The 13,246-nt window shown below is 62.9% G+C and carries 11 protein-coding genes; 4 read left to right on the top strand and 7 right to left on the bottom strand.

All coding sequences use genetic code 11. The annotated features are described in order from the left end of the window. Positions 1–2: 2 nt before the first annotated feature. Together cydB and ACFUOZ_RS00770 are read right to left on the bottom strand one after the other, a co-directional pair. Entirely contained in the window at positions 3–1,085 is a 1,083-nt protein-coding gene (gene cydB / locus ACFUOZ_RS00775; protein ID WP_377543668.1) for a cytochrome d ubiquinol oxidase subunit II, read from the bottom strand. A gap of 18 nt (positions 1,086–1,103) precedes the next feature. After that, positions 1,104–2,708, bottom strand: a complete 1,605-nt coding sequence (locus ACFUOZ_RS00770) for a cytochrome ubiquinol oxidase subunit I (RefSeq protein WP_377543666.1) — start codon at positions 2,706–2,708, stop codon at positions 1,104–1,106. Positions 2,709–2,989: 281 nt separating this feature from the next. Here ACFUOZ_RS00770 and ACFUOZ_RS00765 point away from each other — a divergent pair, with 281 nt between their 5' ends. After that, complete coding sequence (locus tag ACFUOZ_RS00765) at positions 2,990–3,376, top strand: BlaI/MecI/CopY family transcriptional regulator (protein ID WP_011774471.1); 387 nt, start codon at positions 2,990–2,992, stop codon at positions 3,374–3,376. 5 nt (positions 3,377–3,381) lie between these two features. Beyond that, on the top strand, positions 3,382–4,368 hold the full coding sequence (locus ACFUOZ_RS00760) for a M56 family metallopeptidase (RefSeq protein WP_377543664.1): 987 nt from the start codon (positions 3,382–3,384) through the stop codon (positions 4,366–4,368). Between the two features lie 16 nt (positions 4,369–4,384). On the opposite strand, the gene ACFUOZ_RS00755 is transcribed toward ACFUOZ_RS00760, so the two are convergent. Beyond that, positions 4,385–4,930: a Chromate resistance protein ChrB gene (locus tag ACFUOZ_RS00755; RefSeq protein ID WP_377543662.1), complete on the bottom strand. Its 546-nt coding sequence runs from the start codon at positions 4,928–4,930 to the stop codon at positions 4,385–4,387. A gap of 33 nt (positions 4,931–4,963) precedes the next feature. Here ACFUOZ_RS00755 and ACFUOZ_RS00750 point away from each other — a divergent pair, with 33 nt between their 5' ends. Next, positions 4,964–6,166: an MFS transporter gene (locus ACFUOZ_RS00750; protein ID WP_377543660.1), complete on the top strand. Its 1,203-nt coding sequence runs from the start codon at positions 4,964–4,966 to the stop codon at positions 6,164–6,166. 12 nt (positions 6,167–6,178) lie between these two features. Here the strand turns inward: ACFUOZ_RS00750 and ACFUOZ_RS00745 are convergent, their stop codons facing one another. Next, positions 6,179–8,287, bottom strand: coding sequence for a type IIA DNA topoisomerase subunit B (locus ACFUOZ_RS00745; RefSeq protein WP_377543657.1), 2,109 nt, complete (start codon positions 8,285–8,287; stop codon positions 6,179–6,181). 256 nt (positions 8,288–8,543) lie between these two features. Here ACFUOZ_RS00745 and ACFUOZ_RS00740 point away from each other — a divergent pair, with 256 nt between their 5' ends. After that, entirely contained in the window at positions 8,544–8,765 is a 222-nt protein-coding gene (locus tag ACFUOZ_RS00740; protein WP_018778705.1) for a hypothetical protein, read from the top strand. Between the two features lie 228 nt (positions 8,766–8,993). Here the strand turns inward: ACFUOZ_RS00740 and ACFUOZ_RS00735 are convergent, their stop codons facing one another. The 3 genes from ACFUOZ_RS00735 to ACFUOZ_RS00725 form a co-directional block, all read right to left on the bottom strand. After that, a complete protein-coding gene (locus tag ACFUOZ_RS00735; protein ID WP_144662537.1) occupies positions 8,994–10,304 on the bottom strand; it encodes an RNA polymerase sigma factor in 1,311 nt (436 codons plus the stop codon). Positions 10,305–10,548: 244 nt separating this feature from the next. Beyond that, on the bottom strand, positions 10,549–11,802 hold the full coding sequence (locus tag ACFUOZ_RS00730; protein ID WP_377543654.1) for a DUF4192 domain-containing protein: 1,254 nt from the start codon (positions 11,800–11,802) through the stop codon (positions 10,549–10,551). A 77-nt stretch (positions 11,803–11,879) separates the two neighbouring features. Further along, the gene (locus ACFUOZ_RS00725) at positions 11,880–13,235 is read right to left on the bottom strand and encodes a nitrate/nitrite transporter (RefSeq protein WP_377543652.1); all 1,356 of its coding nucleotides are present in this window, start codon (positions 13,233–13,235) and stop codon (positions 11,880–11,882) included. Positions 13,236–13,246: the final 11 nt, after the last annotated feature.

The following is a 13,246-nucleotide window of genomic DNA, read 5'->3' as shown; positions in this document are numbered from 1 at the left end:
GGCTAGTTTCCAGGTTGCGCGGGCCTGGTGGAGGCGGCGTCCTTGGAAATGAGTACCTTTGATGCGATGGCCGGCAGGAAACCGTGCGCTTCGGGAATATGTGCTGCGCTGACCCGCCTCCTGAAGACCCAGTAGGTCCATGACTGGTAAGCGATCACCAGCGGCAGTCCCACCGCGGCAACGATGCTCATCAGGCCCAGCGTGTAGTCCGACGAGGAAGCGTTGGAAATGGTCAGGTTGAAAGCCGGGTCAATGGTGGAGGGAATGACAACCGGGAACGCCGCTCCGAAGATCGAGGCCGTGGCGCACACGATGAACGCACCCAGGGCCCCGAACGCCCTGCCTTCGGACCCGGCGCGGGCCAGCGTCCAGGCGAGCACCACTGCTACTACCGCGGCGGCTACCAGGGCCCACGTCCAGGGCTTGCCGCTGAGGAACTGGACAGCCACCATCCAGCCCAGCATCGGCAGGACCGCTGCCGGGACCAGCCGCACGAACCAGCGGCGGGCGCGGTGCCGCACCTCGCCGTCGGTCTTCAAGGCCAGGAACGCCAGGGCGTGCACCAAAGCGAAGGCGACCACGCCGAAACCGCCCAGGAGCGCATAGCCACTGAACCAGGACATCGGGCCGCCGTCGCGGTCTCCGTTGGCGTTCAGGGGAAGGCCCGTGGTGGTGAGCGCAAGCGCTGCGCCAATGCCGAAAGCTGCAATGAAGGACCCGACGGCGATCGCCCAGTCCCAGCGGTTGCGCCAGCGTTCCGAGTCCACCTTGCCGCGGTACTCGAAAGCGACAGCGCGGAAGATCAAGGCAACCAAAACGGCCAGGAGCGGGAGGTAAAGGGCCGAGAACAGGGACGCGTACCAGAGCGGGAAGGCGGCGAAGGTGGCCCCGGCCGCGGTCAGAAGCCAGACCTCGTTGCCGTCCCAGACCGGGCCGATGGTGTTCAGCAGGACACGGCGGTCAGTGTTGTTGCGTGCGAACAGCTTCATGAGCATGCCGACGCCAAGGTCAAAGCCCTCAAGGAAGAGATAACCGGTCCACAACACAGCGATGGCCACGAACCAGATGGTTGGCAACAGTTCCATTGTCAGTTTCCCCTGCTCCTAGTAGGCGAATGCCAGGACGTCGTCCCCGGACTTGTCCGGAGTGTCGTTGTCTTTGTCGTGCCCGTTCCCTGCGGCGTCGCCGTCCTTGGCGTGCGCCAGTTCCGGCATGGCGGAGGCAACCCCGCCACGGACGTACTTGACCAGCAGCTTCACTTCCACCACCAGCAACACCGCGTAGATGGCGGTGAGCACCACCAGCGAGGCCATGATTTCTCCAGCGCTGACACCAGGTGAGACTGCTGCGGCAGTAAACATGAATACTTGGTCAATGCCGTTCATGTCGGGGTTGGGCGCCACCACGAAGGGCTGCCGGCCCATTTCGGTGAAGATCCAACCGGCTGCGTTGGCACCGAACGGCGCCAGGATTCCGAAGACCGCGAGCCGCATGAGCCACTTCGACCCGGGGACAACGCCCTTGCGCGTCACCCACAGTGCCAGCAGGGCTGCGAGGGCTGCTACGCCGCCGAAGCCGATCATCATCCGGAAGCCCCAATAGGTCACTTCCATGACGGGAACGTACTGGATTTCCTGGCCTGCGCGGTCTCCGTAGAGCGGGTTGTCCGGCAGGTGCGTTCCGTACTTTTCCTTGTACTCGCCCAGCAGGCTGTTCACGCCCTTGACTTCGGTGGTGAAGTCGCCCTTGGCCAGGAAGGAGAGGATGCCGGGCACTTCGATGACGGCCACGATGTCGTCACAGTTCTTTGCGCCGAGGTTGCCCACGCTGAGGACCGAGAACCCTGTGCCGTCGTGGCATGCGGCTTCGGCGGCAGCCATCTTCATGGGTTGCTGTTCGAACATGAGCTTGCCCTGCAGGTCACCGGTGATGGCAGTGCCGGCGAAGGAAATCATGGCAACAACGGCGCCGATCCTCAGGGACTTCATCCAGACCGTGTAATCGGCCTTGTCACGTCCGGGGATGTCCTTGGCCGCGCCGGGAATGATGCGGCCGTCCTTGCCCACGGTGTCGATGCCGTCGTGCCGGCGCCGCCACAAGTGGTACCAGGCGATGCCCAACAGGAAGGCGCCGGCTACCGCCAGTGCACCGAACAATGTGTGGGGAACAGCAACGAGTGCGGTGTTGTTGGTGAAGACGGCCCAGGCATCGGTCATGACGGGGCGACCGTCCACCATCTCGACGCCCACGGGGTGCTGCATCCAGGAGTTGGCCACGATGATGAAGTAGGCCGAGAAAACAGAACCGATCACCGCGATCCACAGGCAGGCGAGGTGGACGCCGCGTTTGAGTTGCTTCCAGCCGAAGATCCACAGACCAAGGAATGTGGACTCGACAAAGAAGGCCAGCAGCGCTTCAAGGGCCAGGGGCGCCCCGAAGACGTCTCCTACGAAGCGGCTGTATTCACTCCAGGCCATGCCGAACTGGAATTCCTGGACGATGCCGGTGGCCACGCCCATGATGAAGTTGATCAGGAACAGCTTTCCCCAGAACTTGGTCATGCGCAGGTACTCGGGCTTTCCCGTGCGGTACCACATGGTCTGGATGATGGCCACGACCAGACCAAGGCCGATGGTCAGGGGCACCATCATGAAGTGGTAGACGGTAGTGATACCGAATTGCCAGCGTGCGATTTCCAAAGCGTCCATGGCTGTCCTTTGTGCGGTGGACCGAAGTACGATGACGTTACTTCTACGTAGCGTAGAAAACTTCTCTTCTACACAGTGTAGAACAAATGCCCGGCAACGAAACCCATTCTTCAAGTGGCATCCACCACGCGCAAGAGGAGGAACTTCCGGCGCGCCACGCCGATTGTTCTACCTCACGTAGAATGAACGCTGGAAAAGCGGTAGATTTATGCTGGAATGTTGGATCATCGCTCCCAGGGGCAGACACGCTGCATTGGGATGCGGAAGGTAGGGAAGTATCGATGGCAAGTCTTGGGGAACTCGAGCGGGCAGTGATGGATCTGCTCTGGGCAGGCCAGGAAGCTGCAACCGCCAATACCCTGCGGGATCTCCTCGCGCAGGATTCCGAAGCCGGCGACGGCACTGCCGGCCATCAAGGCAAAGACCTGGCCGTGACCACAGTCCTGACCGTGCTCTCACGCCTGGAAAAGAAGGGTCTGGTCGAACGTGAGCGCGGAACGCGCCCGCACCGCTACCAGGCCGTTTCCAGCCGCGCAGACCACACAGCCGAACTGATGCACGAAGTCCTGGGCTCGGCTCCCGACCGTGAGGCTGTCCTTGCCCGCTTCATCGGCTCCGTCACCGAAAGTGAAGCCGCTACCCTGCGCAAACTGCTCGGCTACAATTAGCCACTATGTTCTGGACCTCATACCTGCTTGCGGTCCTGGCATTGATTCTGGCGTGGCCGGTTCCCGTCCTGCTGTCGCGGGCACAATGGCCGGCACGCTCCCCCTTCACGGCCATGATTCTGTGGCAGGCAATCGCCCTCGCAGGTGGACTGTCCATGATTGGCGCCATGCTCGTCTATGGCCTGGAACCCATTGGCGACAACCTCCTGGCAGGCCTCAGGAGCCTGGCCGGGATGGTCTTCAATGACGAACCAACCACGGCCCTGGGTTTCTGGCACCTCTTTGCGCTCTCCGCGGCCGCGCTACTCACCGCGCACCTGGTCTTTACCCTGCTGCTGACGTATTACAAGATTGAACGCCAGCGCCGAAGGCACCGTGAGCTCCTTGCCCTCCTCGCATCGCCATCCGACGACGGTCCAGGGACAGTGGTGATCAATCACGACTCGCCCGTCGCCTATTGCCTGCCTGGCGGCGCCCGCTCCGTCACGGTCCTCTCCGACGGGCTGATGGCCGCACTGGATCCAGCTGAGCTCCGGGCCGTCCTCATCCATGAGAATGCCCATCTTTCACAGCGCCACGATCTCCTGCTCTGGGCTTTCGCAGCCTGGCGACAGGCCTTGCCCTGGTTTCCCACCACCCGCCTGGCCCAGACAGCCGTAAACTCGCTGATCGAAATGCTCGCCGACGACGTCGCGCTCCGAACCGAAAGCAAGGGAACGCTCATCAAGGCCATTGCCATCGTCGCCAGCGGCAGCTCACAGCCGGCCGTCAGCGCCGCAGCCCTCAAAGGCGGGGGCGCCGTCGTCGAGGGCAGCGGGGTCAGCGCCACGGGCGGTGCAGATTCGCCGCGAACGACGGCGTCGCGCGTCAGCCGCCTGCTCTCACCGCAGCCGCCACTCACCACGGGACTGAGGGCTTTGGTCCTTGCCGCGTCGGTTCTGCTTTTGGCAGTACCGACGGCGCTGTTGATCGTGCCGGGACTGCTCGGTTAGGGCACTGCAGGATGTTTCAACTGCCCTGCTCGGGGAGCATGACCTCGTAGACCCTGGAAGAAAAGCCCTCCAGAGCCGCCCCGCAACGTGCCAGCCGGTCCGCGGCCTCCGCCGCCTGCGGAAGGTGCAGGACATCACGTGATTTCAGCTCCCGGAACCAACGCCTCAGCCGCTCAAGGCTCTGCTCCTCTTCCTCGAGTTCGGCAAAAGTGAACTTTTCCTGCGCAATCTCCTTGGCAATTTCCGCCTCGAACTTGCGGCAGTCGGCCATGAACTCAGCCCACTCCTCCTGTCGGGCAGCTTCGTAAGCGGCCCTGAAGGTCTGTTCGCCCTCTTGGCGCGGCAAGGCATCCACCAACGTCCAGCTCCCCCCACCCTTGGCCACGAGCTCTCCGGCCCGGACCAGCCCCTCGTCGAAGGCGGGGTGGGCAGGAAGAAGCCAGGTACCCGGGCTCAACGGTACGGCCCCGATCCGCCGCAACTCCCGCCAGACCGCAACGCGATGCCTCGACGGCTGGGACGGAACCTGGACCAGGATCAGCAGCCAACGTTCATCAATCACAATAACCAATGTAGCAGCTGTTACATTTAGTGCGTGAGGACCCCTGAGGCAGCCAGCGCTGCACGCACGACGCCCTACCATCGGTGGCCCTTGTATGCGGCCGGTTTCACTACCGCTTTTGGAGCCCATGCCGTGGCCGCGGGGCTCGGCGCCGAAAGCGAGGACATCGGGCTCAGCCTCCTCGGCCTGGGGATTCTGCTCGCGCTCTACGACATCGCTGAGGTCTTCCTCAAGCCTGTCTTCGGCGCCCTGAGCGACCGCATCGGACCCAAACCCGTCATCGTCGGTGGCCTGCTCGCCTTTGCTGCCGTCTCCTTGATCGGTCTGTGGGCAGACCAACCCGCCATGCTTGCCGCCGCCCGGCTGGGACAAGGCATGGCGGCATCGGCTTTTTCGCCTGCATCCTCCGCCAGCGTCGCGCGGCTCGCCGGCAGCAAGACCGGCCGCTATTTCGGGCGATACGGCTCCTGGAAAGGCCTCGGGTATGCGATAGGACCGCTTCTTGGCGCCCTGGCCATCCTCGCAGGGGGCTTCGCGCTCCTCTTTGCCATCCTGTCGGTTCTTGCCCTGGTGATAGCCGCATGGACAGTGATCGCCATGCCGCGCCTCGAGCCGCTGCCCAGGACCCGCTACACAATAGTTGACGTCTGGCGGCAAAGCACCGAAAAGTCCTTCCTGGGACCCACCGTGGTGCTCGCTGCCTCTACTGGAGCCCTCGGAGCTGCTGTCGGATTCCTTCCCGCCCTCGCTGCCAGGGAGGGACTCGGCACCACCGGGAGTATCGCCGTCGTTACTGCCCTGGCGGTTGCCTCCTCTGCCGTTCAACCACGCATCGGCGCCCTGCGGGACCGCGGGGTCCTCGCGGACAGGCCGGGGATGGTTGGGGGGCTCGCCTGCATTGCTGCCGGAACCATCCTCGCAGCCGTCCTGCCTGGAGCATGGTGGGTTTACGCCGCCGCTGTCCTGATTGGCCTGGGCATTGGAGTCGCTACGCCCCTGGCCTTTGCCCACCTGGCCGATTCCACGCCAAAGGAGAGACTCGGCCGGACCATGGGCTCGGCGGAACTTGGACGTGAGCTCGGGGACGCAGGAGGTCCGCTGCTGGTCGGCGGTGTTGCCGTTGCAGCGGGCCTGTCTTGGGGTCTCGGGGCCCTCGCAGTACTGGTCGGAGCGGCCGCGCTTGCCGCACCGTCAACTCCGGCCACCCGGGCCCCGTCCGCCAAGAATCCTGGCTGACGCCGGCATCGGCTAGGCGTCGATCCGTTCCCGGTCCAAAGTGGCGGCACCGGCGATGATGAATTCCTTGCGCGGTGCCACATCGGAGCCCATCAGGAGGTCAAACACTTCCTCCGCGCGCTGGGCACTGTCGATGCCAACCTTCCGCAAGGTCCGGTGTCGGGGATCCATGGTGGTCTCGGCCAACTGCTGGGCGTCCATTTCACCCAAACCCTTGTACCGCTGGATCGGCTCTTTGTACCGCTTGCCTTCCTTGACCAGCTTGGCAAGGAGCACGTGCAGTTCGGCTTCGGAGTAGGTGTAGATCATCTCGTTGGCCTTCTGGCCCGGATTGATCACTTCCACACGGTGAAGTGGCGGCACAGCTGCAAACACGCGGCCCGCCTCGACCATCGGCCGCATGTAGCGGAAGAAGAGCGTCAACAGCAGCGTGCGGATGTGTGCGCCGTCGACGTCGGCGTCCGTCATGAGGATGACTTTGCCGTATCGGGCTGCGTCCAGGTCGAAGCTGCGGCCGGAGCCGGCGCCCACTACCTGAATCAAAGCCGCGCACTCAGCGTTGGACAACATGTCGCCCACCGATGCCTTCTGGACGTTCAGGATCTTTCCGCGGATGGGCAGGAGCGCCTGGAAGTCCGAGGACCTCGCAAGCTTTGCCGTTCCGAGTGCGGAGTCGCCTTCGACGATGAACAGTTCCGAGCGTTCCACGTCATCTGTGCGGCAATCGGCCAATTTGGTTGGCATGGAGGAGGTCTCCAGCGCATTTTTGCGGCGCTGGGTTTCTTTGTGGACGCGGGCCGAGATGCGCGACTTCATTTCGCTGACCATCTTCTCCAGCAGCAGTGCAGACTGGGCCTTGTCATTGCGGTTGGCGGAGTTCAGCCGTGCGGTGATCTCTTTTTCGACCACCCGGGCCACAATGGCCCGTACCGCTGAGGTGCCAAGGATCTCCTTGGTCTGCCCCTCAAACTGCGGCTCGGCCAAACGCACCGTCAGGACGGCAGTCAGGCCCGCAAGGATGTCATCCTTCTCGATTTTGTCGTTGCCCGCCTTGAGCTTGCGCGCGTTTGTTTCCACGGCCTTGCGGAAGGTCTTCAAAAGGGCCGCTTCAAAACCCGACTGGTGGGTGCCTCCCTTGGGCGTGGCGATGATGTTGACGAAACTGCGCACGGTGGTTTCGTAGCCGGTACCCCAGCGCAGGGCGATGTCGACTTCACAGTCGCGTTCCACTTCGGCGATCTTGCTGTGCCCGTTTTCATCCAGCACGGGAACGGTTTCCTTGAATTTGCCCGATCCGTGGAGCCGCCATATGTCGGTAACGCCGGAGTCCGCAGCCAGGAATTCAACGAACTCGCTGATGCCTCCGTCGTGGTGGAACACTTCCTCATGGACGCCGTTCTCCCCCGGGGTGCCGGCGAGCTTGCGTTCATCGCGTACGGTGATCCGCAACCCCGGGACGAGGAACGATGTCTGGCGGGCACGGGCCACCAAGTCGTCGTAGGAGAACTTGGCGTCCGGGGTGAAAATCTGGCGGTCTGCCCAGTAACGCACCCGGGTTCCGGTGACACCGCGCTTCGCCTTGCCAACGACGTCCAGGACCGAATTCTCGACGAAGGGTTCAAAGGGGGAAGAGGGCCCGGGCTTTGATCCGGCATCAAGGAAACGCCCGGGTTCACCGCGACGGAAGGACATCTGGTAGGTCTTGCTGCCACGGTCCACCTGGACATCGAGGCGGCTGGACAAAGCGTTGACCACTGAGGCACCAACGCCGTGGAGCCCACCTGAAGCGGTGTAGGAGCCGCCTCCGAACTTTCCGCCCGCGTGCAGCTTGGTGAAGACAACCTCGACGCCGGACAGTCCGGTCTTCGGCTCGACATCAACGGGGATGCCACGGCCGTCGTCGTGGATTTCCACCGAATTGTCCGCATGCAAAATGACCTTGATGTCATGGCCAAAACCGGCCAGGGCCTCATCCACCGCGTTGTCGATGATTTCCCACAGGCAGTGCATGAGGCCACGGGAGTCTGTGGATCCGATGTACATGCCCGGGCGTTTGCGGACCGCTTCGAGGCCCTCGAGGACAGAGAGGTGCCGGGCGTTGTATTCAGAACTCGGTGCCACGTGGGGGTGTGCTCCTTCGGGGTATGTCTCAGGGTGCTTTTCCAGCCATGCTTCGCTGAAAATTCAAGGCAAACACTGCCCATACTAGGTTAGCCGCGATGGACTTGACGTACCGGTTGCCACTCCCGGCTGCGGACAGAACGCCTCCTTACGTTACGTACATGTGATACGCGGACAGCGAAAGTGACCCATCCTTGCCATGGATCGGCGTCGAATGCTGGTTATATGGATATACAGAACTACTAAGGAGGCCGACATGACAACAGCAGTTGCAGACCGCACACTGAACGCCGCTGACCGGTGCGATCGTTGCGGAGCCCAGGCGTATGTCCGCGTTGTACTCGAGTCCTCCGGCGGTGAGCTGCTTTTCTGCGGCCACCACGCACGTGCAGTTGAAGCCACGCTCCGGCCTATGACTTCCGACTGGCACGATGAGACCGAGCGCCTCAACGAGAAGGCACCAGTCCCCGTCGACTAAGAGGTGCAGCCGGCAAAAGACCGGAGCCACCTTGCGCAGAAGGGCCCTTCCCCATCGGAAGGGCCCTTTTTGCTGTGCGGCCCGGTTTCCGTGGGCCCTCCGGTTTCACTGCGCGGCCCGGACCGGTGGGATCCACGGCGGAGAACAATCCACGGCAAAGAACAAGAAGGCGGCCCAGCCGGAAATCCGACTGGGCCGCCTTCATGCGTCCTGGTTTGCGCGGACCGTTTAGTCCAGGTAGTCCCGCAGTACCTGCGAGCGGGACGGGTGCCGCAGCTTGGACATGGTCTTGGATTCGATCTGGCGGATACGCTCGCGCGTCACTCCGTAGACCTTGCCGATTTCGTCTAAAGTCTTCGGCTGTCCATCGGTGAGGCCGAAGCGCATGGCCACAACCCCTGCCTCGCGCTCGGACAGCGTGTCCAGCACGGAGTGCAGCTGCTCCTGCAGCAGCGTGAAGCTCACCGCGTCAGCCGGGACAACAGCTTCGGAGTCTTCGATCAGGTCGCCGAATTCCGAGTCGCCGTCCTCACCAAGGGGGGTGTGGAGCGAAATGGGCTCGCGACCGTACTTCTGGACCTCGACAACCTTTTCGGGCGTCATGTCCAGTTCCAGGGCCAGCTCTTCAGGCGTGGGCTCACGGCCCAGGTCCTGGAGCATCTGGCGCTGAACGCGGGCCAGCTTGTTGATGACTTCAACCATGTGGACCGGGATACGGATTGTGCGGGCCTGGTCTGCCATGGCACGGGTAATTGCCTGGCGGATCCACCAAGTGGCGTAAGTGGAGAACTTGAAGCCCTTGGTGTAATCGAACTTCTCCACGGCGCGGATAAGGCCCAGGTTGCCTTCCTGGATCAGGTCCAGGAACAGCATGCCTCGACCCGTGTAACGCTTGGCCAGCGAAACGACGAGGCGAAGGTTGGCCTCGAGCAGGTGGTTTTTGGCGCGCTTACCATCGTGGATGACGAATTCGAGCTCGCGCTTGAGCTTGGGATCCATGGATCCGTCATCTGCGTTGATCTTTTCCTCGGCGAAGAGGCCGGCCTCGATGCGGAGGGCCAGGTCGACTTCCTGCTCGGCATTCAGCAGGGCGACCTTGCCGATTTGCTTCAGGTAGTCCTTGACGGGGTCGGCTGTTGCACCGGCCGACATGACCTGCTGTACAGGTGCGTCGTCGTCATCGGCGTCCGAGTAGACGAAGCCGGAGCCGGACGGGGCAGCCTTGTCCTTGGCGGCAGTTGCGCCGTCCTCGGTGTCGTCGTCTCCGACTTCGACTTCCTCCGCTGCTGCGGGGTCAAAGTCTTCGTCCTCGACGCCGGGCTCTTCAGGATCGACGGCGGAGTCGCTCGCTGCTTCAGCAGCGGCCTTGGCGCCAGGCTTGGGTCCACGCTTCTTGGGGGCAGGCTTGTCAGAGTCGCCCTCTGAAGCCTTGTTGGCAGCACGTGTCGCGGCGCGCTTTGCCGATGTGGCCGCCTTCTTTTCCTCAGCGGACAATTCGGCCAGGGCGGCGGGTTCCTTCTCGACGGAAGACGGGGTCACAGAAAACCTTTCTAGCGGCGGTCTGTGGAATCACCATACGGGCAACACCACTATGACCCTGTCAAGTCCGCGATCAATTTCAAATGCGATCGCCGCCTGCAGAGTCTTTGATTACAACTACAGACGACCGTGGATTGTTCCCGACAGGCGGGGCAATCCAAGCATTTAAACGCGGACCCAACCGGGTCTCGGCATCCATTGTCTCACGGTTTTGCCAAACGCACGCCTGTTGGACGGCTTGGAACTAAACCGGGGCATTCCTTGGCCCCTTCCAGGCTGAGCCAGGGCGGCGCGCCCACCCGCAGATGGCCCCTTGACCAAGGATCCCCATCAGCAGTTCCGCCAACCGGTAGCCGGGATGGGCTTCTTCTGCCCGGGTCAGGCAGGCGTGGGCGAAAGTACCCATGCCCTTGCACCAAAATATCCATCCTTGAAGCGTCATGGCCGAGGCCGCCACTTCGCCTTGCTCATTATCGACGCTGAGCCCCGCGAGGACCTGCTGCAGAGCATCAAGGTCCTTCCAGCATGGCAGCTCGGGATGCATACCCAGTAAGACATCCCCATAGGTAAATACGTAGCGGGGGTCACCGGATCCGGCTGCCGCCCAGTCAATGGTTTCAAGAGGGTCGACGCCCACTTCCCTGGGGTCGAAGAGCTCGCCGTGGGCGTCCTCGTCCGTAAAGAAGTCGAACCCGGCGGCACCGGATTTAGCGGACGCGATACCTGCAGCTGCCATCACCACCACGGCATCCCGCCACGCCGGAATCTTCAGGGTGGTCCTCAGGAAGCCCATGAGCCCTGCATCATCTGCCGGATTCAAGGGATTCCCTTGACGGTGCCTGTCCACCACGTGGTGCCACACAGCAAGGACCGCATCAAAGCAGGCCTCGCTGCGCCACTGGAGAAGGACACGCTCGCCGAACATGTCTTCCGCCTCCAGGACAAGGGGGTCGTGCGCCCCGGGGCGGGCCAAACACAATCCTTCTGCTCCCTTGGCCGGGGACGGTCCAACAGCGCTCCCGCGGTACACGAGCTCGGTACTGAGCCGGCTCTCCTTGATCCGTTCCACCGGGAATCCCGGAACCGGGCAGCAGCCGGCGTCCTCGCAGTAGGCCCCGCGCCAGTACTCGGCGCCCACCAACCATGCGTCGCGGACGATGAGGCCCGCACGGTCAAGGCTGGCCCGCAGGGCATCGAGCAGCGGGGCGGTTCGGTGGACGACTGTGCCATCATTCCAACCGTCCGCAGTGTAGAGCGCGAGAACAACGCCGTTGGCAGCCTCGTCGGCGATGAGATAACTGAGGATTTGTTCAGCAAAACAGGCCAGTCCCTCTGGTGGGGACAACACTGGCAAGTCCACACGGAGCGTTGCGCCAATGAGTTTTCCCTGCATGGTGATGGCCACGAGGCTGTCCTCAGGCCAGTAGCCCAGCATGTGGGGAATGTAGCCAAGGATGTCTTCGGGCTGGTGAATGCTGAGCGTTCTGTTGGTAGTCATGCATCCAGCCTGCGCATCGGCGGAGGCAAGAAACAGGGAGCACCTTCCCTATGTGGAAAAGCCTCAAGAAAGGGACGCTACTGCTCCCCTGCCACCTTCGAACGTGCCTCACGCCGCCGCTCCAGGCGCTCACGCCGTTGCCTTGCGAGCGCTGTTGCCAGTGGCGGCACGTGGATCCCTTGCGCGGCCATTTGACGGCGGACCTTGCGCCGGGTCACGACAATGAGCAGGGTTCCGATCGCGAGCAGCAGGAACTGGACGCTAAGAGCTATCCGGAACGGCGCCAGTCCATACAGCTCTCCGCCGGAAAAGCCGCTGGCATTGAGGAGATCGAGCACCAGGCCAATGAGGTAGATCGCGATCAAGGCGGCGATGAAGCCGCCCACGTTGACGATCCCGGTAGCCGTCCCAATGCGATGCGAGGGATTGAAGGTTCGGGCGAAGTCAAAGCCGATCATGGAGCCTGGCCCCCCTACGGCCAGTACCACCACCAGGATGACCAGGAGCCAGAGCGGGGCTCGCTCGGGCAGAAGAAGAACGGCCGCCCAAGCTATGGCGGTTGCGGTGGTGATCAACAGGACCATGGCGGAACGGCGCATCGGATGCCTGGCCACAAACCTACCGAATCCTGGCCCGGCAACAATGGCCGTGCCCACGAACAGGGCCATCAAAGCAGAGACTGTTCCGGCGTCGAGTCCTTGGGCTGAGAGCAGGAACGGGTAACCCCAGGTCATCGCGAACAGGTTGCCGCTGAACTGGACGGTGAAATGGCTCCAGAGTCCGAGCCGGGTTCCGGGCTGCTTCCAGGCGCGGGACAGGGAAACACCCGTGGCCCTCAGGCCCTGGGCCGTAACCGTGGCCGGATGCCCGGGAGGCGCGTCCCTCAACAGGGTGAGGACCAGGACCACGGCAAGCACGGACATCGCCGCCAGGGTCAGGAAGGCAGGCGTCCACCCCGCTGAATGCAGCAGCAGCGCGAACGGAACCACGCTGAAGAGCTGACCCAGCTGCCCGCACATGCCGGTCAACTGGGTCACCAAAGGAACCCGGGATGGTGCGAACCACAGAGGAACCAGCCGGATGACGGAGATGAAGGTCATGGCGTCGCCGGCGCCCACCAGAACGCGGCCAAGGACTCCCCCGGGAATGGTGTCGGCGAAAGCCAGTTGCAGCTGTCCGGCGGCCATAAGGACGGCACCGCCGGCCACCATCACCCGGGATCCAAACCGGTCTACGAGGACGCCTACCGGGATCTGGAGCCCTGCATAGACCAACAGCTGCAGCACAGTAAAGAAAGAAATCGCCGAGGCACTGGCATGGAACCGTTCAGTTGCCTCCAGACCCGCAACCCCAAAGGATGTACGCTGCGCCACTGCCACGAGGTAGGCAAAGATGCCTATGGTCCAGATAAGCCAGGCGCGGGGAGCAGTCACAGGTCCAATTA

Origin of the sequence: Paenarthrobacter sp. NPDC057355 (assembly GCF_042667405.1) — a bacterium.
GTDB lineage: Bacteria > Actinomycetota > Actinomycetes > Actinomycetales > Micrococcaceae > Arthrobacter.
Note: the sequence above shows the minus strand (reverse complement) of the source record. Positions and strands in the feature narration are given on the sequence as shown.